The 26,720-nt window shown below is 63.1% G+C and carries 17 protein-coding genes; 12 read left to right on the plus strand and 5 right to left on the minus strand.

From position 1 onward, the window contains the following. The first annotated feature begins 1,665 nt into the window (after window positions 1–1,665). From BGO91_RS10630 to BGO91_RS10650, 5 genes are all read left to right on the plus strand, one after another. The gene (locus BGO91_RS10630) at window positions 1,666–9,141 is read left to right on the plus strand and encodes a PA14 domain-containing protein (protein WP_290472735.1); all 7,476 of its coding nucleotides are present in this window, start codon (window positions 1,666–1,668) and stop codon (window positions 9,139–9,141) included. Further along, window positions 9,141–9,554, plus strand: coding sequence for a hypothetical protein (locus tag BGO91_RS10635; protein ID WP_290472736.1), 414 nt, complete (start codon window positions 9,141–9,143; stop codon window positions 9,552–9,554). The genes BGO91_RS10630 and BGO91_RS10635 overlap by 1 nt, the downstream gene beginning before the upstream one ends. Window positions 9,555–9,696: 142 nt before the next feature. After that, window positions 9,697–9,867: a hypothetical protein gene (locus BGO91_RS10640; protein ID WP_290472737.1), complete on the plus strand. Its 171-nt coding sequence runs from the start codon at window positions 9,697–9,699 to the stop codon at window positions 9,865–9,867. Between the two features lie 523 nt (window positions 9,868–10,390). Beyond that, the gene (locus tag BGO91_RS10645) at window positions 10,391–11,791 is read left to right on the plus strand and encodes a VaFE repeat-containing surface-anchored protein (protein ID WP_290472738.1); all 1,401 of its coding nucleotides are present in this window, start codon (window positions 10,391–10,393) and stop codon (window positions 11,789–11,791) included. 642 nt (window positions 11,792–12,433) lie between these two features. Then, on the plus strand, window positions 12,434–12,778 hold the full coding sequence (locus tag BGO91_RS10650; RefSeq protein WP_290472739.1) for a hypothetical protein: 345 nt from the start codon (window positions 12,434–12,436) through the stop codon (window positions 12,776–12,778). A gap of 22 nt (window positions 12,779–12,800) precedes the next feature. Here the strand turns inward: BGO91_RS10650 and BGO91_RS10655 are convergent, their stop codons facing one another. From BGO91_RS10655 to BGO91_RS10670, 4 genes are all read right to left on the minus strand, one after another. After that, entirely contained in the window at window positions 12,801–15,050 is a 2,250-nt protein-coding gene (locus tag BGO91_RS10655; RefSeq protein ID WP_290472740.1) for a hypothetical protein, read from the minus strand. A gap of 452 nt (window positions 15,051–15,502) precedes the next feature. Continuing rightward, window positions 15,503–16,024 (minus strand): hypothetical protein, encoded by a 522-nt coding sequence (locus BGO91_RS10660; RefSeq protein ID WP_290472741.1) that lies wholly within the window; start codon window positions 16,022–16,024, stop codon window positions 15,503–15,505. Further along, the gene (locus BGO91_RS10665) at window positions 16,021–16,599 is read right to left on the minus strand and encodes a hypothetical protein (RefSeq protein ID WP_290472742.1); all 579 of its coding nucleotides are present in this window, start codon (window positions 16,597–16,599) and stop codon (window positions 16,021–16,023) included. Before BGO91_RS10665 ends, BGO91_RS10660 begins: the two co-directional genes overlap by 4 nt. Beyond that, complete coding sequence (locus BGO91_RS10670; RefSeq protein WP_290472743.1) at window positions 16,583–17,365, minus strand: hypothetical protein; 783 nt, start codon at window positions 17,363–17,365, stop codon at window positions 16,583–16,585. Before BGO91_RS10670 ends, BGO91_RS10665 begins: the two co-directional genes overlap by 17 nt. A gap of 83 nt (window positions 17,366–17,448) precedes the next feature. Between BGO91_RS10670 and BGO91_RS10675 the strand changes: the two genes are divergently transcribed. The 5 genes from BGO91_RS10675 to BGO91_RS10695 all read left to right on the plus strand — a co-directional run bounded on the left by BGO91_RS10675 (window position 17,449) and on the right by BGO91_RS10695 (window position 23,506). Further along, window positions 17,449–17,700, plus strand: a complete 252-nt coding sequence (locus BGO91_RS10675; protein ID WP_290472744.1) for a hypothetical protein — start codon at window positions 17,449–17,451, stop codon at window positions 17,698–17,700. Between the two features lie 30 nt (window positions 17,701–17,730). Then, window positions 17,731–18,009, plus strand: coding sequence for a helix-turn-helix transcriptional regulator (locus tag BGO91_RS10680; RefSeq protein WP_290472745.1), 279 nt, complete (start codon window positions 17,731–17,733; stop codon window positions 18,007–18,009). Between the two features lie 372 nt (window positions 18,010–18,381). Further along, the gene (locus tag BGO91_RS10685; RefSeq protein ID WP_290472746.1) at window positions 18,382–19,863 is read left to right on the plus strand and encodes a hypothetical protein; all 1,482 of its coding nucleotides are present in this window, start codon (window positions 18,382–18,384) and stop codon (window positions 19,861–19,863) included. A 171-nt stretch (window positions 19,864–20,034) separates the two neighbouring features. Next, window positions 20,035–22,545 carry a hypothetical protein gene (locus BGO91_RS10690; RefSeq protein WP_290472747.1) on the plus strand — a complete coding sequence of 837 codons (2,511 nt, stop codon included), beginning with the start codon at window positions 20,035–20,037 and terminating at the stop codon, window positions 22,543–22,545. After that, window positions 22,514–23,506, plus strand: coding sequence for a hypothetical protein (locus BGO91_RS10695; protein ID WP_290472748.1), 993 nt, complete (start codon window positions 22,514–22,516; stop codon window positions 23,504–23,506). Before BGO91_RS10690 ends, BGO91_RS10695 begins: the two co-directional genes overlap by 32 nt. Before the next feature lie 831 nt (window positions 23,507–24,337). Here BGO91_RS10695 and BGO91_RS10700 read toward each other — a convergent pair. Further along, entirely contained in the window at window positions 24,338–24,640 is a 303-nt protein-coding gene (locus tag BGO91_RS10700; RefSeq protein ID WP_290472749.1) for a hypothetical protein, read from the minus strand. Window positions 24,641–24,934: 294 nt separating this feature from the next. On the opposite strand from BGO91_RS10700, the gene BGO91_RS10705 reads away from it, so the two are divergent. After that, a complete protein-coding gene (locus BGO91_RS10705; RefSeq protein WP_290472750.1) occupies window positions 24,935–25,108 on the plus strand; it encodes a hypothetical protein in 174 nt (57 codons plus the stop codon). 298 nt (window positions 25,109–25,406) lie between these two features. Further along, entirely contained in the window at window positions 25,407–26,720 is a 1,314-nt protein-coding gene (locus BGO91_RS10710) for an MFS transporter (protein ID WP_290472751.1), read from the plus strand.

The raw sequence follows: 26,720 nt of genomic DNA on the forward strand, positions 1-26,720 counted from the left end.
GCGGTCGTCGCAGCCAGCCGAAGGAAGTTGTGGAGGAACGTTGCAGGATCGCTTGGCAGCTCGTCCACCAGCAGCCAGGCGTGGTCAGGGCGACGACGCACAGCGGCTAGAACCTCGCGCTCCCACTCTGGTAGGCAGGTGACGGTACGCCCACGGACGGTGAGGATTAGGCCTCGTTCGTCCTCAACGAGATCATCAGGCCTGACTTCAAAGAGCTCGGGGGTGATGAGGCCAAACCCAGCACCGAGGGCGAGAGCGGTAGTCCAGACGTGCTGCCGGTGATCAGTTGAAACGGTCTGCCCGGTCAGACGGAAGTTTGCGTACTCCGCCGGCGTGTACGGCGCGTACCGGTCGACCGTGACCTTCTTGCGGGCGCGTCGCCGCGCTTCGTCTCCGTGTCCTAGCTCAGCGCTGAGGATATGGAGATAGTTGCGGATGCTGCTCTTCCGAGACTGTTCGGCTACGGGGTAGCCGCGTTTGATGAAGTCGTCGATGTTGCGAGGGTCGAGGACGATCTCTCGTTTCAGGGAGTGGCCTGCAGTGTGATGCGTCCAATCGGCGAGGCGGGCGATTCCGAACAGGACGTTCCGGGCTTCATCCTCATGGCGTGGGCTGAAGTCTGTCGCGGCGGAGCGGGTGAACTCCGCGATAGCTGCCCAGCGGACGCGCGAGATCATGATCGGTTGGTACGAGGCGATGATTGACACAACGTCGCCCCCGTGGCGGTTAATATAACCGTCGTGGTCCGGGTCGGCAAGAGCGTCGGTCATCGAAAAGGTCCTTCATTGGTGCGGGAAGAGGCTCCGCGAGGAGATGATGCCGACGCTATTTCGGTTGGTGTATAGGTGTCGTCGTGTCAGGCGGAATCGGTAGTCGGGGGATGGCGACTCATCCCGATCCAGATCGCAGTTCGAGAGCTTCTCGGTCCATGACTTTCCGCGCTCCCCGAACGACGACGGCATTGAGCAGGCCTGCGACACTTGAACGGCGCGACGTGACGTGACGAGTGCGGCCAACACCAGCCCGCACCGCACTCGTCACGATTGCTGCTGACACCTCTTCGAATTACGCCACGCCACCGCGAGCCCAATATCCGGGAATCGGCTTGTGAGTCGGGTTGAGGTTGATCGCGTTGCGGCGTCGTTGTCGGATCTGACGGAACGACAGAAATCACGAACGTGTCGATGACGCCGGCGGAAGCTGAAGAGTTCGTCAAGGGTGCAGACGTCGCGCTGAAGCGAGTGCTCAAGAAATTAAACCCTCGGGACTAAAGTCTCAGCGCAGCTCGCGGCTCGCGCTTTCGCTAGCTGCCCGGTTTCGGACTAGTGATCGAAGCCCGAACCGCAACGCGCGTCGAAGCGCAGATCGCGGCACCGAAGAGAGCGACGCATCTCGAAGTTTGCTGACGCGCCCTTGATCCCAGATCTGCTCGAGTTCACGCGTTACACGGCCATTTGGAGTCTGTAACATACTGGAAACATGAGTACCGCCTTTTGGGGGTGCTCGATGAGCTATTGCTTAGGTTTCTTGCTAGACGTACAGAAATCAAACCCTCTAGATTGATCTCGCGCTCGACTATCGGGCCGCTTACCGTTAGTCGAGGGGTTCTGAATGCGGTCTTTCGCGCGCTCTTTCGGGTCCGTGGCCCTTGCTTCAGTTGCAGCGATGGCACTCGTCGTTGGTACGGTTTCGCCAGCGAACGCCGCAGACACGCAAGCTCAGATTGAGGCGCCATCGAGTCGATCTGCAGCGGATCTGCCGCCCCTGCCGTCGACTGCAGCGCCCGTTGGTGGGGGTCCGGTCGACGACCTAAGCGCCCGCCCGATGCGGGAAACGGAAGCGGCGAAGCCCGCCAAACTCTCCCTCGGTGAGCCGGATGCGGCAGCCGAGGAGTCGGCCTCCTCGGAAGCTGTCGCCGATGCGGTGGTCACGTCCCGCGACGAATACTCCACGACCTACACGAAGGACGACGGATCGCACGTCACTCAGCTGTCGGCGTCGCCTGTGAACGTTTTCCAGAATGGCGAGTGGAGGGAGTCCTCGACCCGCCTCAAGGCCGACAGCGCCACTGGCGGGCTGAGCGTTCCGCAGAACGTGCTGCGGCCGGAGTTCAAGAGGGACGGCGCCGCCGACGGAGTGATGTCGGTCGAGAAGGACGGCTACCGTGTCTCCTACACGTTGAAGGGTGCCGCTACTTCGGCGATGAAGGCACCCCTCCCTTTCGCTTCCCGCAACGGCGTCGGAACCGACAAGGTGACGTACCCCGAGGTGTTCGACGGAGTGGACCTGGAGTATCAGGTGCAGCCGTCGTCGGTTAAGGAGACGCTGAAGCTCGACGCCCTGCCCTCTAAGTCGGACGACGAGTACATGTGGGGAGTTGACGCCCCGGGTCTGACCTTGTCGGTCAACGCTGAAGGCGGTGTGGACTTTGCCGATGTCAACGGCACGGTGCGGTTTCAGATCCCGACGCCCCTGATGTGGGATTCCTCGGGTGTGGAGGGCGAGTCCTCCGATGCGACCGCGAACGTGCCGGTGACGGTCGAGCGCGCCGGCAACAGCTGGACGCTCACGCTGTCGCCGTCGCGGGAGTGGTTGGCTGACAGCGACCGCGTCTACCCCGTGTACGTCGACCCGACCACCTGGGGCCCCGCGGGGACCACCGACATCCGCTCCTACAAGTCCGATGGCGTCCTGCGCACCGATACCATCCTCGTCGGCAACGCCCGCGACCCCGGCGACCACTATTGGCGGTCGATCGTCAAGTTCCCCTACGAGCAACTGTTCGGCAAGCAGATACTCGATGCCGAGGTGTATGCCGCCATGAACGGCGTCGTCGGCACCGCTGCCGGCCCATACACCGGAGGCGTCTACTACGCGTCCTCATTCGGATACAACGGCCTTAGTGGAGGGCTCCTCGCGACGCTGCCCGTAACCGTTGACGGTGACTCCAACGGCAACGGCCTCAGCCAGCAGATCTCGTCCTGGGTCAACTCGGGAAGCTCTGGCGCTTACCTCATGCTTACTGGACAGGAGCAGGCCGGCGCATACACCCTGAAGAGCCTCAACGCGTATCTCTATGTGTCGTGGAAGGATTACCCGGCCGTACCGACGGCCGTCACACCCTCGCCCGTTGGCGGCGCGAGAGCCAGCTTGACGCCGACGCTGAAGATCGCCTCCACAGATCCGGAAGGCACCGGACTCGGATACTACTTCCGCGTGACGACCGGCTCCGACGGGGAAACGGGCGTCGTGTGGCAGTCCGGTTGGACCAGCACCAACCCGGTCACGGTGCCAGCAACGTACTTGCAACCGAACACGACGTACTACTACCACCTCTATGTCAAAGACGGATACTGCACCAGCGATACACCAATCCCTGCGGGTTCCTGCTCGCAGCGCGTCTCCCAGGTGTATTCATTCAAGACCAACACTCCCGCGGTTGTCGCGCAGTCGGCGGCTGCACCAATTGACGGATCCATCCTGGTGAACGCCACTCCGACGCTGACTGGTGGTGCAGGTACAGACGCCAACGGCGACACGCTGAAGTACCAGTTCCGTCTGACGACCGGGTCCGACGGAAAGAGTGGCATCGTCGCCGTCTCGGACGTCAAGACAACCGCTCCGTATACGTGGACTGTGCCCGCGGGGGTGTTACAGGACGGTGTCCGCTATTCGTGGGTGATCGTCGTCGACGACGGCTTCGACAAGTCGCCTGGCACCTGGATCAACCACTTCACCTATACGGCGCGCACGGGCACCAACGGTCCGTCCCCGACGGACAGCGCCGGCGGGGTGACGGTCAATCTCGCCAACGGCAACGCCAACATCTCCTTCGCCTCTCCCACCGTCTCCACGTTGGGCGGTCCGATGGGGTTGTCGTTCGCCTACAACTCCCAGCAGGCATCGGTGTCTGGCCTCACGGGAACCTACTACGACATCTCGGCCGATGCGACGCCGAACTACTCGTTCGCCCGCACCGACCTTCCCGACAAAGTTCGACTCGTTCGCACCGACTCCCTGGTCCGATTCGACTGGGGCACCAACGCTCCGACGCCGGCCATGCCTGCCGCGCATTACATGGTGCAGTGGCAGGGATTCATCACTCCTCCGGCAAGCGGTTCGTACACGTTCGGGTTCGTTCGCGATGACGGTGCCAAACTCATCCTGAACGGAACGACCGCAGTCGATCAATGGAACAACGCGCATCAGGAGAACGTCGTCTGGGGTGCCGGAACATCGCTCACAACCGCGGCGACCGGGTCGATCGTCCCGACACCGATCGCCGTGCAGTTCTACAACAACAACGGCAGCGGACTCGTCGAGCTCTGGGTGAAGGGCACCTACAAGGACGCCAACGGCGTCCAGCAGACACTTGACCCAACCGTTGTTCCCGCCTCCTGGCTGACCCGCAAGGTTGAAACCCTCCCGCCGGGATGGGGCGCTACCACCGCGCTGACAGGGTCCAACACCGCGTATGTTCGCGCGGAGGTCAAGGAGAGCTCCGTCACCCTGACGGACACCACCGGAACCGCGCACACCTACAACCGCACCTCCGCAGGTGGCTACACGCCTCCGCCTGGAGAGCAGGGAGTGTTGGCACAAGACACGACCAAAGCCATCACGCTGACCGACGAGGACGGAACGATCTACCAATTCGACCCGTCCGGCAAGGTCGCAAGCATCACCGATGCGATGGACGCGAAGAAGCGTGCTGCTCCGATCGCGGCTTACAAGCCGGGAACCAACCAGTTGGACAGTATTTCCGACCCGCTCTCTAAGTCGGGAACCATCTACACCCGTCAGGTCAAGTTCGCTTACGCCGGCGACAGTGCCGCATCTGTCGGCCTCACAACGACGGACACCGGCTCACCGTTGGCATGCCCCGTCGCGCCAGGGTTCACCGCGGCGCCGCCGGGGATGATCTGTCGCATCGTGTACCCCGGTCATGTCTCCGGAGTCAGCGACACCACGCAGCTGCTCTACACGCAGCTGGACGCCACCGTGGACGCCGCATCGGGCGGTGTGCAACTTGCGCGAATCATCGATCCGGGTGATGAGGTCACCGACTTCGGGTACACGAATGGTCTGCTCTCGACGATCCGCTCGGCCACGGTCAACGACTGGCTGGCGGCGCACCCGAGGCACGATCCGGAAGCCGCAGTCAAAACGGAGATCGCGTACGACAGTACGAAGCGTGTCCAGCAGATCACACTCCCGGCGCCGGACGGTGTGAATGAAGACGAGCAACCGCAGAAGACTTACTCCTACAACCGCAACGCCGACGGCTCGGGAACCACCTTCGTCGATGCAACGGGTCTCACTCCCTCCACCACTTCCCCGGCAAACGGACACGCGGCGACAGCAGCATTCGACACCGCCTGGCGAGGAACCACGACATTGTCCGCTGCGGGATTGCTCACTTCCAAAACCTGGACGGTGAAGGATCAGAACACGTCCGTCACCGACGCCGCCGGACGAAAGTCCACCACCTTGTTCGACCAACTGGATCGCCCGACCGACGCGTACGGTCCCGCCCCCGTGTCGTGCTACGGGGCCGACCTGCGCCCTACAGCGGCGTGTGCTCTGACAACAGCGCACACGTCGACCGCCTACGACGAGGGAATGCGAGGGCTGAACGCCACGTACTATCCCAACTCGACGCTCAGCGGCGTCCCCAGCAACTACGCGCTCGGTGTCGGCACGGCCGATGGAACAGTCAACGCCAACTGGGGAACGGCAGCCCCGTACACAGGTGGCCCCGCCGATAACTGGACACTTCGGCTGACGGGAACGATCACCTTCCCCACAGCCGGGACTTACACTCTGAACACCAATGCCGACGACGGCTCACAGCTCTGGCTGGACGACGTCCTCAAGGTCAGCGACTGGGTCTCCAGCTCTGCTCACCTCTCTCCGACCGCAACGGTGACCGCCACCGCCGGTCAATCGATGCGTGTCCGACTCGAGTACAAGGAAGATACGTCCACTGCTAGCCTCCAATTGCTTTGGACACCGCCTGGGGGCAGCCGAGTCGTCGTGCCGGGGACCGCATTGTCGCCGGCCTACGGCCTCGTCACCACCACCCAGACCGACGATGCCGTACCCGCGGGTGTCACGGGTCTCGGCACGGCTCAGACGCCTCCGTCGAAGACCACGACCGGTTACGGGACCACACCTTGGCTCGGAATGGCCACCACCACGACGGCCGTCGGGACGACGGCTCCCCTCACCACCACGAACACCTACGAAGCCTTCGGTACCGCAGGCTATCTTCGGCAGCTCTCCCAGACGCTCCCCGCCGGCAACACCGCCGTCTCGAACACCTACTACACCGAGCTCGGCGGCTATGCCGACCAGGTCAACAGCGGGGTAGCCGTCTGCGAACTCGCCGCCACGACGCCGCAGTTTGGTCGCCTGATGAGTGCCACTGGTCCGAGTCCGGCAACGGGTGTACCAATCACGACAAGCTACGTCTACGACCTCCTCGGCCGCGTCGTCGGCAGTAAGAAGACTGGCGATACGAAATGGTCCTGCTCCACCTACGACGACCGCGGGCGCGTGACTAAGCAGACCTATTCGGCAACAGCGACGACCACCGAACGAACGGTGCTCTCCAGCTTCGCCACAAGCAACGGTGACCCACTGACGACTTCGTCAGAGGATGATGCGGGCCGGATCACGACAGTTACGGACCTCCTCGGGCGAACTGTGTCTTACACCGACGTGTGGGGAACCGTCACGACCAGCAACTACAACCGCTTGAACCAACTCATCACACAGGCAAGCACTCCCACGGGCCAGCCCCCGCAAGGCGAGAAGTACACTTACGACGATGACGGCCGAGTCAAAACGGTTGCCGACCTCAGCGGGAAGACCCTCGCAATCTCCACCTACGTCAACGGGGAGCTTGCAACCACGAGCTACCCCTCAGGCACGGGCAACGCCGGAAACGGCAGCACCGGCACCTGGACCCGAAACTCCGCCGGCGCCACCACTTCCATCCGGTGGAACGACCAAACCGGCACAGGTACCGTCGACACGGTCGACCGCAGCCAAGCCGGCCGAGTCGTCAAGGACACTGTCACCCAAGGACCCAAGACCATCGGAACCAGCGTGTACTCCTACGACACCGTGGGCAGGCTCGCCTCCGCCCAAGTGGCAGGCCACACCCTGGGATACGAGTTCGCCGAGTCCGGCGGCTGCGGTGCCAACACCGCCGCTGGCAAGAACGGCAACCGAACCAAATTCACCGACACCACAACCGCCGGCACCGCCGTAACGACATACTGCTACGACAACGCAGACCGACTGACCTCCACCACAGTCGGCGCCACTCCTCCAGCAACGGCAACCGAAGACGGCCGAGCAAGCGCGAATAGCACCACTGCGGCCGCGTCCGTGACCGCGACGATCTCCACGACAAAGCCCAATGACCTCCTCGTTGCGTTCTACCAGTCCGACGGCCCGGACATCAGCCACGGACAGACGGGAACGGTCACCGGCGGTGGCCTCACCTGGACCCTGGCGAAACGAGAGAACACTCAACGTGGCACAAGCGAGGTGTGGACGGCGACCTCCGCCAACACGCTCACAAACGCCGCCATCACCGGCACACAGACGGACTCAACAGCGGAATACCACCAACTCATGAGCATCGTCGCGTTCTCCGGAGCATCCGGAGTAGGTGCAAGCAACACCTCCAACGGGCGTGCAGGCGCTCCAACCGTCAACGTCACGACAACAGCACCGGGGTCGCTTGTTTACGGTGCAGGACACGCCAGCAGCGGCAACGAACGATGGATCAGCGGCGATCAGCAGATGTACGACATGCTGATGGATGATCCGAGCCAATGGAATCTGGTCAGCCCCGGTAGCCCGGCCACAGAGGCGAAGACGTCGACGTCGGCATCGGCGCTGGCTGACCCGCAATTTAACTTCTTCTGGGCGCAGCGCTCAACTGCCATCGTGCCGACTGGAAGCCCGGTCAGTGTCGGGGTCAGCGACGGGGACAGCCCGTGGAACATAGTCGCGGTTGAGATCCTCGCCGCACCCGAGCCCGGCGCAACCCCCAACCCCGTCAGCGCAACCAGCCTGAACGCGACGAACCTCACCTACGACAACCGAGGCAACACCACGACCCTCGCCGACCAAATCATCAGTTACGACCAGTCCGATCGCCACATCACCACCAGCATCGCCGGCGGCGCGGTCATTAGCTACACCCGCGATGTCACCGATCGCATCGTTGCGCGAACGGTCACCCCAGTGGGCGGACCCGCCACGACCGTGCGCTACGGATTCAGCGGCGACGGAGACAGCCCCGACTGGACGCTCACGACGACCGGCGCAGTCGTTGAACACACACTGGTCCTCCCCGGCGGAGTCGTGGTCTCCCAACAAACCGGCACCACCTCCTGGTCGTACCCGAACATCCACGGAGACGTCCTCCTTCAGATGGATGGAGCAGGTGCAGTCCAAGGTGCACTCGCGCTCTACGACCCGTTCGGCAACCCGATTGACTTGGCGACCTCACGCATCGGGACGCTCGGGGCTGACGATGCAGTACCAGCCAACACGCCCCAGGGCGCAAGCTACGGATGGGTCGGAAGTAACCAGAAGCTCTACGAGCACGAAGGAAGCATCGCCACCATCGAAATGGGAGCGAGACAGTACGTCGCCGCGCTCGGCCGTTTCCTCTCAGTCGACCCCGTCCTCGGCGGAAACACAAACGCATACACCTACCCGAACGACCCGATCAACATGTTCGACCTGAACGGCGACTTCGCCGCCCTCCTCGTCGGACTCGCAGCCTTCGGAGCCGCCGATTTCTGGAACCCCGTCGGATGGGTCGCCCTTGCCGCGGTCGTTGTCATCGGAGCGGTCTACCTGGGCACACTCGTGGCAGACCGAATCAGCCGCGACAACCGAATTGCGCAGGCAAAGAAGAACACCTCGAACACGTCGAAAACTAAGGCCGCAGCCAAAGCGAAGGCGAAGCAGGATGCCAAGCGACTCCGAAAGGACGGGTACTGTGCCGACTTCCGAGATCTCTGCGGAGCCGGCGATCATTACCATGTCGATGTGAAGACAAAGAATGGACGTGACCAGGGGACGCGGCATTATCGGTGGAGGAAGTTCTGATGTGGAATCCGCCCGGGAAGGGGTACAACACGCTCGACCCCGACGACGCCGCCGAGTACTTCGACGATGATCTTCGCGCTCGGATCGGCTCCCTTTCACCCCGCGAGATGGTGGAACTCAGTAGCCAGTTCAACAGAGTCACCGAGCTGGTGTACGAGCAACTCGACAATGAGTTCACGCGTGAAGATGAAGATGAGTTCTCGATGCAGCTTCCGCCTGTTGATCTTCTGTTTCGCGATATCGATCCGGAAGAGGGTCTCTTTGAAGGGTTGACTAAGCAAATCGAGGCCGCACCTCTGCGGTGGCGACTTGACCTCGCTCAGATGGTCGGAAGCTATGTACGCGACTACGGTCCATCGCAAAGAAAGTACATCCGGATTCTGAAGCGCATCCAGCGCGAATCTCGTAGGTGACGAAACGTGGCGATCCTTGCTGTCTCGATGTGAAAACGAACAACGTGCGGGATCAGGGTACGAGACCGTCTCGACGACCTCCTTCGTGTAGCTGAGCGAAGGCACGGGCTTCGAAGATCTCGTCGCTCTTCTCGCCGGCCGCATGCTCATCGACGACGTTCCGCTGGCGGTCGCGTTGATCGAGAAGACGGTGGAATTTCTCCGCGCTCGAAACCCGAGAGCTGCGACGAGCAGCAGCAATCGATCGCCATCGAAGGCCGAGATGGCAGCGGCAGCACGGGCAGAGCTCGAGGAGCTTCACGGTGACCTGTGACGGGCCCCGCGCGAAGCAACGGCCACGGTCAAGTCGGCGTTGCTGAAACCAGTCTGTGGCGCCTCCACGTCTATCGATGATGTCTAAAGCCGGGGCCGGTTTCGTGGCGCCCGTCCGGCGGCCTCCTGGCAATCGGGCAAGCCTTTGGTAGCGGCGGCAATGACGATCTCGTGTCAGTTGCTTGAGCCTGCTGGTGGAGGCGGTCCCGTTAGCTTGGGCGATCATGAGACTCGCCCGTCAGCGCACTCCGATGGAGTCGTTCCTAACCAGAAAGTGACGCGGAAACGGGGGACTCACAGCGTCCCTTTCGGGGGATTCAGCGCGGCAACCCAGGCCGCTAGCATCGGGCGAGTCCGATAGGGCGAGACGGGTTGATGGAGGGATCAGCGAGATGGTGCACCACTCACGGAAACTGGCATGACTCCTGCTGCCCATCGCGCTGACGGCTCTGCTGGGAACAGCGGGGGCGGTGTCGTCCGCCTCCGCAGTCGCGGCGACCGTCGACAATGGCTCGTCTGTCTATGTGGGCGCGCGTCAGGGCTACGGCGGTACCGGCGTGTTCCCGATCTACGCGAGCGTGCCGTCTGATCCGGCGAACCCTGGTGAGCCGGATCTGTGGGCGTACTGCATCGAACACGATGTGCACGCCGAGACCGGGCTCGAGGGAGTCGTCGGCGATACGGGCAGCTTCCTCGGCACCAATTACTTTACCGACCCGGCCGTCCAGAGCAAGGTCTACTGGGTCCTCGCCCACAGCTATCCGGCGCTTAGCCTGGCGGACTTCGGCGCCGCAGCCGGAGTCCCCGGCATCTCGCGTAATGACGCGATTGAGGCGACGCAGTACGCGATCTGGCGCTACACCGAACTCACCTTCGACGCGGCCTGGAGCTTCGAGACCCCCGACTCCGAGGCGGCGTACTGGCACCTTCTGGCCGGCGCGAACACAAGCACCGGCACCGTCCCCGACAAGTCGTACGTCGCCATCATGGCGTCGGCGGACGCGCAGTTCGCCGGGCAGTTGATCGGACCCTTCATCGTCACAACCAATCGGTCGTCCGCGCAGGTCTCGGTCTCGCCTGCCGTCCCGGTCACCGACGCCGCGGGTGATCCGGTCGACCTGAACGCCGTCACCGACGGTCAGGAGCTCTACCTCGACCTGCGCGGCGATACCGCGGCGGGAAAGGCGACGATCAATGCCACGGTCTCGGGCTCGTCCGTCGACGGGCATATCGTCTCTGTCCCGACGATGGCCGGCGGCACGGCGACGGCCGCGGACCACGCGCAGTCGATCGTCCTCGTCGCGGGATCCACCTCGATGACCGACGTGCAGACCGCATTCGAGTGGGCGGCCGTTCCCGTCCCCGCGATCGGCACGGTGCTGACCGACGTCGCCGACGGCGACCACACTCTCCCAGCGACCGGCGGCACGGCGGTCGACACGATCGCCTATGAGAACCTCACTCCGGGTGTCGAGTACACCGCGACCGGTGAGCTCGTTCGCGCGACGGACGGCACGACTACCGGAATCACCGGGAGCACGACGTTCACCCCGACCAGTCCCAGTGGCACGGCGACGGTGCGCTTCGACATCCCGAGCGGATATGCGGGTCAGCGGCTCGTGGCCTTCGAGTCGCTTTTCGAGGCGGGCAGCTCGACCGCTGCCGCTGTGCACCGGGATCTCACCGACGCCGGCCAGACGATCACCGTCGCATCCTCGCCCGGCACATCCTCGCCGTCGACGCCCACGAGCACCTCGGCGACGGGCGGCTCGTCGAACTCGGGATCGACCGAAGGGTCCACCGCGCTGGCCTCGACCGGATCGGAGCTCCCGACCGGCATCGCTGTCGGCGGCCTCGTCGCGGTCCTTGCAGGCCTGGTCATCACCGTGCTGGCCCGACGCGAACGGACCCGCCACGAATCCTGATCGGAGACGTGGCCGGCCGCGTCACGTCGTGGGCCGGCCGGACTCCTTGGGGCTGAGAGCTGCGAAGTGCCTCCCCGCCTCCGCGGTTTCTCGTCGGTGCGGTCCGCGCGTGCGTCGAAGGTGGGACGGCAGTGCAATGGCATACGAGGGAGGGAAAGCGGCGGTGGACTCCGATCACGCCTCTCTGGTCGAAGCCGCGGCCTCTCGAGGTCGTCACGCGGCACAGCAACAACAAGGTGATGACGATCCGTTCGTGGGTGGAGCGTGAAAAGACGGCCAGATCATCTAACGATGAGTAGCTAATCAAGCGCATTGGCGACGGAGACACGTTCAACCGAGACGTGACGTACGCCAACTCCGCTGCTTCGCCTTCGTTGAGGTGCGAGTCGATTCCGATGTCGGTCGCCTCGAGGGGCCGATGGCGTGACGGCGACACCGAATCTCGATTCATCGAAGCGATCGACGCCGGGACAGCTCTCAGCCATCCCGAGTACTCGATGTCCTTGCTCAGATCCCGATCCAAGCCAAGCGTGAACGACATATCGCCGGTCGGTGAGAGGATACTGATCGCCTGCCGCACCGCCTCGGTAGGGTGGAGGTATGGCGGGGATAGAAGCGGCTAAAGGTGTTCCGAGGGGGCCCGTGAGCCTGATTGCGTTGGTGGGGTTTGCGCTTGCAGTGAGCGCAGTTTCAGGGGTGACATTCCTTTGGCTGACCATGTGGGGGCCGGTCTACTTTGCCGGGTTCGCGGGCGTGCTGCTGTTCTACCCAGTGATCATCATCTTCTGGCTGTTCTTCGAGGTCGCCGCAATTGCGGCGGTCATCGTGTCTATCATCGCGCTGGCCCGCTCGTCGTCGAAGACTCGATCCCGCCGCTACTCCGTGATTGGTCTGGTACTCGCCGGGGTTGTCGCGGCCTTCTCTCTTCCCGCACTGTGGTTTGGGAATGCTCCCCTCGTGATGCTGGGGGTGGACGTTCTTGCGTGAACGACCCACCCCCAGCATGTAATCAGAACTGCACGTTCACGTTGGCCACGCAGCCAGCGACACCGTAAAGGCAAGGCAGAGCGTAGAAGTCGTTCTGCCACGCGAGCCATGCTTGTGCCCACGCGTTGCCGTACCAAAGCTGGTGCCGCGGCATGAGATCGTGAAGTGCCTTCACTGACGACCCGCCTCGCTTGAGATCCCAGTACGCGGTCCCGTCGATCGCCGGAGCGATACTAACGAGGGGGTTCTTGGCGGAGACGAACTGCCCGACGACTGCTCTGGTGGCGCCGGCCTGGGTGACCCCACTGATCTTTGTAACGTCTTCAGTGGCTGACGCGACAAGCGTGCAACCGGTCAGGAAAGGCGTGCACTTGTACTTGTGTGTGGCGCCCATCTCTCGGTAATTGAGGATGTGTGCGCCCGTGCCGAAGTGAACTTCCGCCATGTTCCAGGAGCGGTTGGAGCCCCAGATCTCGTACCACGCGCGATTGTCACCACCGAAGGCTATTGCAGGCTTGGCGAGGTCCCCGGAAAAGTCGGGGAAGAGAACGTACTGGTCTGGAATGTACTGCATGTAGAAGACACGCATGATGGGCATGTCGTCGCCCGCTCCGAATGTGGACGCATCGGACTTCCTCGATGTAATTGCGTTCTGAGCATCTGCCTGACCACCGACGAACGACGCAGCCTCTCCGTTCTCAACGATGCTCTCTGCGGACTCGGTAAGCAGTTCCCGATCCGTGTTAGGGGTGGCTTCGCGGAGGGAGGCTGTGGCTTGGCCGCCTTGACTCAGCGCGAAGTCAGCAACCGTATAGCCGGGCTGGGCCAGCGGCGCGTCGGGCCCGGTCGCCTTTCGAGCGGCCGCGGAGGCCCAGGCCGGCCACTCGAGCATGGGGATGTTCGCACCTGCTCCGACGGGAGCGGTGAGAGCGGATCCCGCACTGTTGCAGGATGTGCCGGAGGTGCTCAGCATGTCGACCTGGTAAACCCACTGCTTCGTCTTATCCATCGCGGGGCTCGTGAACTCGCTCCCGCAGGTAATCGCCACGACTTCAGCAGTTGACGGGTTTCCCGTTGGGTTCATGGGGTCATCGGCAAAGATGTCGACCACATAGCGCGTGATCAGCCGCGGAACGCTGCTATCGTCGAGCCAGTTCAAGTGGTGCTTACCGCTGTCCCTGACACTCGAGACGAGCGCGGAAGGGCGGTCGTCGGCCTGCTGATACTGGTTGATGCGTGTCGGTACAACGTCGATCTGTGCACCGGCCGCATTGTAGGCAGCGATTGCGGTAACCGTGCCCGGGAGGCCGGGTACGGTGATCGAGGTGGTCGACGAACTCGCTACGACCTCGTCGTTCAGTGTCAGCGCTTTGTAGGTTGCGGCGCCGGCCTTGGCGCTCACGGTGAAGGTGTAGTTGGATGCCCCGAGCTGGACGTCGGTGACCGTCCAATCAGGAGTAGCGGTCCGTGTCACGGTCGTGGCGGAGGAAGCGACTGAAGAGAGTTGTGTGCTCGTGACGTTGGTCCCCGCGAGAACCACCTCGGTCAGCTCCGGGCCCCAAGCTTTTGCGTACTGCGCTGCGGCACTGTCCGTACCAATCGCAGAAGATGTTCCGGCAGGAGCGAAAACTGCGCCAGCCCGCTTCGCAGCCAGGCCGACCAGCGGGAGCGCGGTGGGCTGATCAGACGGCGTCGTCCACAGTTTGGTGCCGTTTGTGCCCGAGCGCACATAATCGAGCGCAATGGAGAAGGCCGTCTTCGTCGGCGCCGTAGGCGAGACAATAGTGAATAACTCCTCGTTGAGCGGAGGAAGTAGATGGAGTGGCAACGTCGATTCGCTGCCGATGACTGTAATCAGAAACGAACCCCGCGAAGCGAAGAATGTCTGAATGCTCGCGCTCGACTCACTTCCATCCAGCACGACGAAGCCAGACCCAGCGAGCGTCGCCATCGACGAGCCAATGGCAGCTGAGTTGGCCACGGCGCTCGAGGCAACGACAAGCCGCCCGGCAGGAAGGCTCCCAACCGCCTGGGAAGTTCGAGCGAACGACGTTGCACCACCGACCTCGAGCGTCACCGCGGCCAGGGACGGAAGACCTGCTTTGAAGCTGGCAGTGAAGGACCCGTAGAGCGTGAGCGAGGTCGTGTTGAGGCTCGTCAGAGCCCCAGCGGTGCTCCCGGCGTCGCTGGTCGAGTCTGCAACCAAGAGGGCGGCACTCAGGTTGCTCGCGAACGGAGCGGCTTCACGAATGAGGTTCGCGTCATTTGGCACAACGACTGCCTTGGCTGTACCCGTCGGGTACGTCTGCGTGGCTAGGTCACGTGAAAGCTGAGGAGCATTCGCTGCGGCTTTCAGAGATTGGGTGACAGCCGCATTTGCCGGCGGCGCCGGCTCGGTCGCGGCAAACGCTGCGCCAACGAGCGCGGTGGCAATGGAGAGCGCGACCAGATTCCTCGCTCGGAATCTGTGTCGTCCCCTCGATGTGGCTCTCAACTTCATTGTGGTTCCCCTTCTGCAAATGAATGCGCCAGGAGACCCGACAACTGCGCCCCCCAACGCCGTTCGAAGGCTAGCAGTAACCTGTGAAGATTCTCAAACACATCAATCTAAGCCGGTCACCTAAGCCCTCGAGATGCCGACCGTCCTTGCGGAAAGAGATCTAATCCGAAGGGGACAACCCGGAAGCGTGCCTACAGGCCTCGATTGCGAGGCGCAGGCTCGAGTCAGCCAATTCGCTGAACCTCGAGCACGTAGGTCGTGCTTCTGCGGGTCCACACCGCATCCGGCCGCAGCGGTTCCACATCGAACACCGCCCGTTTCCCCACCTCCAGCGCAATCACCCTCAGAAGCCGCAGGGTTTCTCCGTCGCGTCGCAATGTCGACGCCGGTGCCACCTCCGGATCCTTCTGTTCCTCCCGTCCCCGAACTCGGGTGAGCGTCCACTCGATCGTGTCGATGGCGTACCGTGATCCCGACTCGGTGACGACTTCCCACACCCCGCCCAGCCATTCCTCGGGCGCCGCCTGCGTCGGCTGAGTCGCTCGCAGTACGTCAGCGACATGTGCCGACGCGGCCGGCACCACAACGAACGGGACGTCCTCGGAGGAAGCAGTCTGGCCCTCGGCACCCTGCCGCAGCGCCTCCTCGGGCACGGATAGCGCTACCGTCCCGTCCGGTTCGCCGGCGCCTGGAACGATAACGTCGCGCATCCACCTTTCGAACTCTTCATCAGGCTTGTCGCTCATGCGTACCCTCGATTCTGATCCCGCCACACCCAGGCGGCTCTGCCCGCAGCTTGAATGACCTCGTCGACACGACCGTCGCGGAGGAGCTCCCACGGCGGCTTGCCGTCCGCCCAATCCGCGGGCCTGGTCAGCCATCGCCAGTGCAGCGGTGGGAAGTCAATCCCGTCGGCAAGCTCACCGAGGACGTTGCGTAGCCCGGGGAGCAGCTTTCCCCCGACCACTTGGAACGCCGGGTAGGCCGATTCGGTGATGATCCGCAGAACTACCCGGTCCTCCTCGAACCGTCGAAGCGTTTCCGGGCCGATACCGAGACGGTCGAGCAGCTCCTCCTCGGTGAGCAGTGGACCCAGGTCAGGCTCTTCGGCCGGCGGTTCAGTTGCGGGAACGCCGACCTCGATCGTGTCGATCCGTTTCCTCTGGAACGTCTTGTCGGTGAGGTCGTCGTCGAGGATCATGACCGTCCCCGCCTGGAAGTCGAACACCAGGGCGACGTTGTCGCCGACGGTGACTTGCCACGCGCCGGTGTCGGTGAGTGTCAGCTGAAGGCGAGGTTGCGGTTCAGATGGTGTCCGCATGGACGACCTCCCAACCGCGTGACTCCACCCACCGGCATCCGGGACAGATAGTCGAATGAATCGGATCACCAGGATCTGTGATCATCCGACGCGAACACCGCCGGCAATGGACGCGGGCATTCGCCTCCAACCGTTCGTTCAAGGCGAGCAGCTGCGGGGATGGCGGAAACGCCTCGTCATCGAACGCCAACGACACGGTCTCGTCCGTGACCGTGAAGGTGACGGTGTCGGCGAGCTCCGGTGTTGGCATGTCGCGCAGCGTTGAGTTGACGAGGCGTGCCCAGCCTGTGGGGATGACCGCGAATCGGCCGGGTGTGTTCCGTGCACTCAAGCTCTGGGCGGCTTGGATCGTTTCGTCGAGGAGTGGAAGTCTTGGGGTGAACGGGAGTCCCGTCGCGGTGGGGGCCGTGGCAAGGTATGCGCAGGCGTCGCATCGGACTCCGACCGGTTCGGTGCGACGTCGCCCCGGTCGGCCACAGGCTTCACAGGTGAGAGCGATCGTTCTGTCAACGGTGAACCATGCGCTCATCTGGGGGTCCACGCCGCTGTCACCGACGACCACTATCCCTCCCTCGGTTTCGAGCTTGATAGAGGTGCCGACGACATTCAGGTGAATTCGAACCCCAGGGCGAACAGCATGGACAGTCGTCACCAGAGCGAGGCACGCGGGCGCCCAGCCGATGGGGGCGTCGATGTGGACGCCGAGCTCGCGGAGCGTCATCGAAGCGACAACGCACTCCGGGAGCGGCTTGAGATGTTGGGCCATTGGAGAGACTCCCGCCAATCGCGTTTACACGGCTACTCTGGTTAAAAATATAACCATTCGGTTGTGAAGGGAAGGAGGCGACCGTGGAAGAAGAAGGAGAGAGGATCTGGGGCGACGACGACCTGATCGCTGCCCGACTCATCATCAATATCCATCTACTCGTCGCCCATGAGGATCGGGAGGAGATTTCCCGAAAGACGGGGATCGAGCCGGAACGACTGCAGGAGATCCTCACCCTTCGCGAGTACCCCGATGGATACGAAATCGCCCTGTTTCAGAACGCATACGGGCGCAACATCTGGCCAGGCCCAAACGAACCGCCATTGGAGAGGTAGGGGGATCGCGCTGGCCGGTACGCTCGACTCATGGCCAGACCACCCCGACCGAACCCCAACGCGGGCTCCGTCGAGACGTGGCCAAACACCAAACTTGACGACCCCATCCATGAGACCGCGCGCCAGTTCGTCCTCAACGTGCGAAAAGCGATGGGAGACGCCAGCGTTCGAGCAACCGCCGGCGCTGCGGGGATCGACCACAACACGCTCAGATATGTCCTCTCCGGCGAGTCCTGGCCGGACCTCATCGTCATCTCTCGGCTGGAGCGATCTCTCGGCGTCCGCCTTTGGCCAGACGCCGGCAACTGACCCGCCCCAGCATGGGGCGATCGGTCGCAATCTAACGCCGCCAGTTCAGCCGCCGATAGTCGTAGGGGCACCCATCCAAGTCGACACCGGGGGAAACGATGACGGGCAACGCAAACGAGACGGCCACACCCACCAACAACGAAACCTACGTGGACCGCGGCCTCCTCTCCATCTGCCCTATCTGCAATACAAGCGCCGAGCGAATTCGACTCGGAAGTGGCACACCCACAACAGATGGAACACCCCAGGATCGCTACAAATGCGAAGCTTGCGACAAAGAGTTCGACGGCGACGCCTGGGTGAAAGTTCCCACCAGCCAAGCAACCGTCGGCCAAGCGTTCAAACACTGAAGCCGAGCCCGCCGAAAACTCTATGGCGCCGAAGGAAAAACATGGCGACGTCGCCACGGACTCGGGTCGGGAGACAACAATGAAGACACCGCCACGGGCACAGCTCGTCATCCGCTTCGCACCCAACAGTAACACCGCCCAAGCACTCACCGAACTCCGGACAGCAGGCTGGGATGCCTGGGAACGTAAGAGTCGAGCCTGGCAACGCGACGGGCCCGTCATCGAAGCGTGGACGAGCCGGCTGCGTGGCGAGCAGCTGGAGGTGGCTGACGCCTTTGCCGCGCAGGCGCAGGCGATCCTCTCCGACTTCGTCATCCGCTCGATCGAAGCCGACGCCAAGACCGGTGCGCCGGCGACGCTGGACGCCTGGCAGCTGCAATCCCAACCCGACGCGTCGAAAGGCGACGCGCAAAAGGCTCGAGATCTTGCCGGGGGAAGGCTGTACTTCGGAGATCGAGCTGATGCGGTCCGGTGGGCGTCACGGCTACTTCGAGACGCCGATGTGCCATCCGAGAGCTGGCATGTGACGCAGTACACGTCCTGGTCGCAACAGATAAGAACCGCCAGCTTCGCCATCCCGGTTGGGTTGGCGCTTGCTTCCGCTGTCATCGGGATGGTCGGCGGCTTTGTTCTCGGCGGAGAAGGAAATGACTCGAGCGTGCTCCCAATTCCGTCATTGACATGGATGCTTGGCGGAGTCGTCTTCCTCGTCGCAGCTACGGTTCGGCAATTGGGTTCGACGCCGCCAGCCTCGAACCGACTGGCCGTGATTCTCCTATATCTCGGTCTAGCCGCCCTGCTATGCGGTACTACGCAGCTGGGGATCGTGGTCGGATCCGCGTGGGCGTCGCCAGTAGCCGTCGTCGGTGTTGTGGTCGCGTTGTTGTTCCAAGCGATGATCGGGACCCCGGTGTTCGCCCGAATGCGGATGACGGGGTTCCGAGTTCCGACGACGGTCATCCTCACCGCGATCGGCGTCACTCTCTTCATCCTCGTCTTGAACGTCCCACTTGCGCTGTTCTACAACGCGGCCGGAGCTTTCCAACTCGTGGGGACCGCGACATGGGGTGTCGTCATCGGCACCGGCATTCCATTCGGCGCGGCCATAGTGCTCGCAGTACTCTTCGCGTGGTTCGCCCTCCACCGGTGGCGTAATTTCACCACGCTCTTCCGACCCCGGCTTGTCTTCGGACTGTTGGCCACCGGCATGTTCCTTTTCATCGCCGCCGCCTTCCTAGGACGGAATATCAGCGACGGGCAGCTGGCGAGACAAGGCGAATACGGAACCGACGGCCTCAGCGAGTACATGCTGCCTGTATGCATCTACGACCCGCAGACGACCGCCGAGAAGACACCGCTCTGGCTCGTCGGAACCGACGGTGAGACGAGTGTGCTCGTCGACCGTTCGAAAATGACCAGAGCAAAGAAGTCCGCTAACGGCTACCCGCGCATTCTCGACGCCGATCGGGAACTCACCTATGTGGAAATCGACGAACACTGCTGAGGTGGCGTCTAGCGTCCTCCGACCCTAGGCTGACCGAATACGCGCAGTCGGAGTGTTCGGGGGCGGTCCGGCTGTTGGACGCCGCAGCTATTGGGGGACGTACTGGCTACTTTGAAGGCTCGGCTGCGAGCGATACGGCGGCTTGGAACACCGCGATTCTGGCGACGGCGGATGCGGATTCGAAATCGAACACTGAAACTGGCGTTCGCCGCCGACCGGACGCGCACATGGATGTCGACTCAGGGTGCCCGTGCGACAGCCGCGCGACGGCTGACCAGGCAGAGTCTGGCGCTCGTCTCTGTGGCGATCGGCTTGGTTGTGGTCTCTGAAGTTGTCGCATTCACCCTTCGAACATCAGGAATCCTGCCTGACGTCCTGCCCGACGTGTCCCTCCTCGGGCCGGCGTCGAAAGATGGTGTCCTAGCGTTCGTCGGAGCCGGCGTGGCTGCGGCGGCAACGCTCCTCGGTCTCTACTACGCCACCGTCGGCGTCGTCGCATCAACTGTCTACAAAGATGTGCCGGGGGAGGTGCGGGACCTATTCGTTCGAGAGCGTGACGGTGAGACATACATTTACGCTCTCGTGCTCGCCGTCGCCGGAGGTCTCACCGTGCTCGCGTTGAGCGCGTTCGGCTACCCTGTCGCCGGCCTGACCATATTGGTTCTAGCGGGAGTCGCGATTCTCACAACCGTATGGTTGGCCGTCCTCGGCCAACGACTCTTCGGCTTCTTCGACCCAACGATGCTGAGTCGTTCGCTGCCGAAACAGATCGCTGGTGCGGTGCATGACGCTGCAGGGCGTAAGACTCGAGGAAACGAGAGTCGCCAGCGACGCGCACACGTCGACGCAGTCAACGGTTTGGCGATGTTCCGGCAGATCGCTGAGATCGTCGAACGTGCAAACTACGGTGACGCACGAGCTCCGCTGACGATCAGTTACCAGCTTTTGCGCTTGGTCGCTCGATACTCGCAGTCGAAAGACGCCATTCCGACCGAAAGTTCATGGTGGGCGAAAACCCCCAACCACCAGAACTGGCTAACGATCGACTTCTTTCAGCTGAACACCGCGTTGAGCACTGCCTCCGGAGTTGCCCCGAAACCTGTGCCCGACGCGTTTTGGTTCGAACGAAACGTCGCCGGCATTCTGAGAGTCGCGTTGCCTGCGTCGATGCGTGCGCGCGGGGGAACCGATTTGTTGGCCCTTGCTGAGACGGCGTCCAACGTCAGCTCCCTCCTCGTACGCCGCCTACAAGTGCGGGAGGCGCTCATGATGGAAGAGGCATGGGGCGACGCGATCCGCCGAATCGCGGACGAGCCCCTCGTTGACGGTCCAGAAGACCTTCGCAATACGCAACGCCTCGCGCAGCAGTCAGCCGCTGAGAGCTTGGTCATCCCACTGACCCGGATGTGGCTCGGGTTTCGTGAAGCAGCGGATGACCTGTTGAGGCGGGACCTTGACGCGCAGTTCGACGCGGCGATCACCGGCGAAGGTGCGGACCAGGCGGAACAGCTGCCAACTAAGACCCGGAGGATCGCCGAAACGTTTGCGGCGGCGATCACCCTCGAACGTCGGACGGAGGGCCGCCGAGTCACCCCGGCATGGTGGGCGAACCACTATCTCGCCCGCACGCTTTCGGACGAGTTCCTGACCACCCACAAATCCATAGTTGGCGCGATCGACGCGCGGACAACCGAGCAGGTTGCAGCATTTCGGACGGCAAGGAGGCCGGACCTTGCCGCCGTAACGGCGATCGCAGCGCTGGAACTGTTCCACAAAGTCGAAGTGCACACGCCGGCGATCACTGAAGCCCAGGCGAAGCTCGCGTCGCATCGCAATCCGAACACCGAGAACGAACTGTGGCCAGATACAAGCTCCGTCGAATCACGCGCCGAGGAGAAGAGGACTGCAACGACGGTCAGCCTGGGTGAACTGCTGCCGGAACTGCGTTCAGACAGGTTCGAATCCGACGCCCCCGACCTCTACGGGCAGGCGTACCAGTTCGTGCGGCAAGGTGCGTTCGACGCAATCTTGAACGGGGACAGAACTACAGCGGCACGGCTCTACGCAGCCATTTTCGACGAAGTCGGGCACCTCCAGGACCGAATCCAGGCGGACCTCTCAGACCGAACCACCCAACAGAGCCTGGGGTTGATCGTCGAACCGATCGTCGGTGCGATGGAACTCGCCGGTCTTGCTCTCTTCATGCAAGAGCTCGACGACGAAGGCATCTGGGCTCAGGTGCTCGCGCAATGGGATCTGCTCATCGCGGCAGCGCCTGGAACGCCCGGAATGTTGATGGCCGCAATCGCGGTAACGGACGACATTTTCCTCGGCGGACCCGGCGGGATGAACCGGACCGCGCGCGGCTCCGCATTCGCAGAGCTCCTTAGTGACCGAGGTCTCGACGATGCGCACGAATCGCGTACCCGGGGCTCGTATCCGTTCGGGCGGCCCAGGCATCGACCGCACCGCAGCCCGATCGTCTCCGCGATGATGCCGTCCTTTTACGGTCACACCGATGACTTCCATCACCTTTTCGTGGCCGCCTACCTCGCTGATCGGCTTCCGCCGGGAACGCAATATGACGCGCCAATCCAATCACTCATGCAGCAACTGAGCAGGTTCCGATCCCTCCCCTTCGCTGACGGCGATGCAGAAGACGGGGCCGCCCACGATGAATAGACCCACCGAACCGTTCGAAGGTCTGATCGGCGGTCGCAAGTCCATCGACTACCCTTTCGGGGCACACCCCACCAACGACCCCCACGAACGCGTACACGACAACACCCTCGAAGATGTGGGACACTCTCTACCGTTTGGTCGTGGCCTCGACGATGGATTCGACGTCCTGCTTGAGCCAGATGGCAAGGAAGCCACCGAAATGGTTGAGAACAGTCTGCAGCTCTTCAGCCGAGGGTATGGATCGCTGAGAGACAGCGTCCGTGCTTTTGTTGAAGCCATCACCGTCGACCTCATGTTCGGGCCCAGCTATCTGGAAATCGAGTTCTTCTGGCGCGAAGACGACATGGAAAAGAAACCTGTCGCGTTCCTCCTCCACGCGCCACCCGCTGAGACCATCACCGAACGACGAAACCGGTACACGCAGCGAGTGCAAGGGGCACCAGGTGGCGAGATTCAGCTCGTCTCAGCGGACATCGTGCGGATCGACCTGCCGAAGCAGTTGCGCGCTGACGCGGATGCACTCGTGGCGCTAAATCGTGCAGGGTCGCGGGAATCCTTAGTGTCCACAGACTTTGTCACGGGGGCGTTCGGGCGACGCACCGGCTTCGATGTGAAAGCTCATCGCGCACTGCTCGACGAAGTAGTGCTCACTGGTACGCGGGCCAGCGGGTGGACCGCGCGGGGATTCTATGCAGAAGGGCTCCTCGACCCTGCAAGAGCGTGGCGTGCGTTGACCTTAGCTAGGTTTCAGGTCGCCGTGCGAGACATCGCGATTGCCGCACTACAACGGGCGCTGGACCGGGCAGGAGAAGCGATCGGGTTCTCCGTGACTATGACGCTTTCCCGGGTACTGACCAGCGAGGACATCACCAAGATGGAAGCAGCTCTTGCCGACGGTAGCCGCCCAATCAGCGAACTTACCCATCCCTTCTTGCGGCCAGCCACGAGATCTCAGGACTGAACTAGCTATCGACATGCACCCAAGTAGTGAGGACCCTTGCACCGGGGCGTTCTGACCAAACTCCTATTAGCGAAGACGGCGACGGACCGCTCGACGTCGCGGTTCAACTCAGTATTCACGATTCACGCGGGTGGGTGACGCTCGCTTCCGAGACGCTGAGCGACTTGCCGTACGGTACCCGCCTTGCGCTCGGGCTCGCATCGACACGAAGCTGAATCGGCAGGTGCATGTTGGTTGGATGATTATCGGGCGCCATAAGCAAAGCAATCCGAGCAGACGGTCAGACTGAAGGCGCGTTCATCAGCAACGTGCAACGCCGTGGAGGAGGAAGCGTGCCGATCACCGCGGCGATGATCCACGCCACACTCGCAGCTGGACGCAGGCAATTGGCCAGCGACACCGATCGATAGATCGTGTTCGAGGCTGACGGCAGAATGAGACACCAGTCGGCGCGAAACCCGTGCGGGCCTTGCCGAGGCGGCAAAACGGCTGTGCCAGAGAGTGACGCAATCGCCGAATGAGTGACTGAATCGACGCCTCAAGCGGCAAACTCGCCCGCCTCGGCGGGGCAGTAGATCAGCCGGCGCTCCATCTCGTGCAGTATCGGCTACGTGTACTACACGCCGGCCGATAACGTGGTCCTAAGAATCAACCTGTTCGCACCGCATGAAAGAACCAACAATGTCGATGTCTACAACGACCGAATGTATCTGCGATGACTACCCTCGCGTTCTCAACCACCTTCACACGGAGCTGGGCTGCGAGGGATCAGAGGAACACACCGGTCAATTCTGCAAGTGTGACGTTCGGGGCTGACAGCCTCGGCAAGAGTTACTCGAAGCGCTCATGGGCGATCGCGTAGAACTCCTGAAGAGGAGTATCCCCGAAATACGCGTAGCCTCGTGCGTCGAGTTGGTCCGCGATGCGGATGAACCAGGCCGCTCGCCGCTCACCGTAGAGTTCGGTGCGCACAGCACGGGCCCTCAGCAACCGGGGCGACAAGCTCCCATATTTGCTGAGCACGGTATGTGCATGGTCGAGCTGAGTTGCGGTCAGTGGCCAGCCTGCCGAAGCGTCCGAGAGCTCCGCGCGGATTCTCAGCTCTTCCGAGGATAGAATTTCGGTCTCGATCATTGAACCAAATAGGTCCTGAGTTGTAGCAAGCATGGGAGTTCTTGCTGTGTCTTGTGGCCCCACAAGGCCAACTATGTGGGACGGCTAGCGGAGGATTTTCCGGTAGCCGGCGGAGGATCACACAAATCCTCGGGAGCACGGCGGGCATAGAGGCCAGTAAATGCAAGGGTCAGAGGCGACCGAAAACGAATTGCAACTAACCCGGGGTGGGGTGGTTGCGATGGATGCGATCGACGTCTCGATCTTCACGCAGGCGCTCGCACAGATGGGTTGGTCAGCAAACGAGCGAGGCCGGTGATCGGGGCTGCGCTGGCGACCCCACTCCTCCTCCTCCTGTGCGCCTGCACCCCTTCATCGAGCGACCTCGCGAAAAAGAATCTCGAGGATTCCGTGCGGCTCGCGATCGACCATGTCGACAGCGTTGCGCCCGACGTCCATTCGACGGCCGAGCTTGTGGCCGGCGGCTGAATCGCGGACTACTCCCGGTACTCCGAACAGGATTTCAGGGAGAACGCCTCGTGCACGTTCCCCGGCTACGAATCGGCGACCTGGTTCCGCTGCACGGAAATCGAAGCCACTCTCGGACGCTCTCAAGCCGACACCACCACGCGGACGGTCGCCTGTCCCGATTCGATTCGGCGCGCGATGCCGAAGGACTTCCACCAGGGATAGCCGCAAGTAGACCACTACTTGCCAGTTTGATACCATCGGGGATCGTCCAAGCAGAGGTGGCAGGGGAGCGGTTCAGGTGGCGCGTAGCCGTGGGGTGAGCCGGCGTTCGGCGGTGGCGGGCTACATCCTCCGGTCCCGGCTCCTGCGCGGCGTCTTCGTCTGCCTGGTCGTCTCGGGCATCGGCATCTCGATCACGTCGCCGCAGATGACGCTGTTCCTCGTCCGGGATGTGCAGCTGTCCGACACCGCGGCGGGTTTGTTCTATCTGACGAACCTCGCCGCTCCGATCGCGGGATACGCGGTCGGCTCGCTCTCCGACCGCACGGGGGCGCGCCTGAAAGTGTTCCGCATCTCGGCGCTGGCGGGGTTCCTCGGCTGGGTGCTGATGGCGTTCGTGACGCAGACCTGGATGCCGTTCGCCATCAACATCCTGCTGCTCAGCATCGCCGGAGCGGGCGCCGCGCAGCTGCAGGCGGCCGTGCGCGACGAGCTCGACCGACAGCCCACTCCGCTCGACAACAGTGTCGTCGCCGTCATGCGGATGGCGATGGCGGTCGGCTGGATCGTCGGGCCGGTGCTCGGCGCGGTGCTCGGCGCGCTGATCGGCCTTCGTCCGCTGCTGATCGTCACCGGGGTGAGCCTGCTGCTCTCCCTCGTTCCTCTGATCGGGGTCAGGGCGGCGCCGTACTCGCGGGTGACCACGGCGCCGGTGCTCGCGCGACGCTCCGGTGGTCGTCGGGAATCGCGGGCGTCCGGCGGCCGGTCCCTCGTGCCCCTGCTGCTGTTCACCGGCATCTACGTCCTCATCATGTGCGGGGAGACGGTCAAGCTCGCCTACCTGCCGCTCTACCTCGACGGCCAGCTCCACGCGGACGCCGCGGTGCGCGGTGCGATCATCGGCTTCCAGCCGCTCGTCGAGATCGCCCTGATGCCGCTCGCGGCGGCGGCGGCCGACCGGTGGGGGGTCGCGCCGGTCCTGCTGGCGGGCGGCATCATGGCGGTCGCCGCCCATGTCAGCTACGCCTCGGCCGAGCTGGTGGTGCCGCATCTCGTCCCGCTGATCGTCGGCCAGGTGCTGATGGCCGGTGTGATCGCGACGTTCGGGGTGCTCGGGATCACGGTGGCGCAGCGACTCCAGCCAGAACGGGTCGGGATGGCGTCGAGCGTCTTCCTGAGTGCGTTCGCGATCAACGCCGCCGTCGGCGGGCTCGTCGGGAGCATCGGGACGGCGTGGCTCGGGTTGCCGCACCTGTTCTGGATCTCGGCGACCATCGCGGCCGCCGGTGTCGTCTCCCTCGTGGTCCTGAACGCGGTCGCTCCGCTCGACCCGTCCCGTCGGAGCGGTCGCGCAGCGCGGGCGGCCGAGCCGGTCGCCGCCCCGGTGTGCGCCCCGACCGGCGACGCGTAA

Source organism: Leifsonia sp. 71-9 (assembly GCF_001898805.1).
Taxonomy (GTDB): domain Bacteria; phylum Actinomycetota; class Actinomycetes; order Actinomycetales; family Microbacteriaceae; genus Leifsonia.